Below are 1,013 nucleotides of genomic sequence, written 5' to 3'. Positions count from 1 at the left end.
AGTTCGTTGAAAAGTGCGCCCAGGCTGGCCGGGATGCCGGCGGCGAAAAAGCCTAGCGGGAAGCCCAGAACAAGCATCTGCGTGTTGCTCAATGGAAGCATCACGTAGGCGAGCACGGTGACGATGCAAGAAAATGCAAAGAATGCGATGTTGCGACGCCGTCCGATACGGTCGAGCAGGTAAGCGCTCGCCATACAGCCGCACCAGAAAGCCACGATAACAACCGCAAGATACCCACCGGTGTTGAGGACCGACAGATGTCTTTCCTTGGAGAGGAAGGTCGGCAGCCAGGTCATGATGGCGTAGTACCCGCCGTGTGCGCCTGTGCCCAGAATCGCCCCGATAACGGTGGTCTTGATGACGCGCGGCTGGAATACTTGCGCGATTTGCGCCCACACAGAAACCACTGGTTCAGCGCGAGACGGCTCAACGCGCACAGGTTCGCGGAGATTGCGGCGGACGTAAAGGACGAGAAGCGCGGGCAGCAGGCCAGCACCGAACATGACACGCCACGCCGTGTCTGACGGCAACCACGAAAAAGCTGCGGCATACAACAGCACTGCGCCGGCCCAGCCGACAGCCCAGGCGCTCTGTACCGCGCCCATGGCCTTGCCGCGGTGCTCCGTCCGGATGGTCTCAGCCATCAACACGGCACCTGCGGCCCACTCTCCACCGAATCCGAAACCTTGCAGGGCTTTCAGGACCAGTAGTTGAGGAAAACTCTGGGCGAAGGCACAAAGGAAAGTAAATCCTGCAAACCAGAGAATCGTAATCTGCAGCGTCCGCACCCGACCAACCCTGTCGGACAAGGCGCCCGCCAACCAGCCGCCCATCGCCGATGACACCAGCGTCACGCCGCTGATTGCGCCCGCCTGCGTGTGGTCGATGCCATACGCTGCGATGATTGCGGGGATTGCCAGGGTAAACATCTGCACATCAAGGGCATCGAGGCCCCAACCCGCGAAACATCCCCAGAAGGTGTTTCGTTCGAGAGGTGTGCCTTGCTTGTACCA

General features: G+C 60.4%; 1 protein-coding gene. It reads right to left on the bottom strand.

Going from position 1 to position 1,013, the window contains the following annotated elements; translation table 11 throughout:
• The coding region (locus HWY30_RS40785; protein ID WP_176079060.1) for an MFS transporter at positions 1-1,013 on the bottom strand (1,013 nt) is incomplete at both ends.

Source organism: Paraburkholderia tuberum STM678 (assembly GCF_902833905.1).
GTDB classification, from domain to species: Bacteria; Pseudomonadota; Gammaproteobacteria; order Burkholderiales; family Burkholderiaceae; genus Paraburkholderia; species Paraburkholderia tuberum.
Note: the sequence above shows the minus strand (reverse complement) of the source record. Positions and strands in the feature narration are given on the sequence as shown.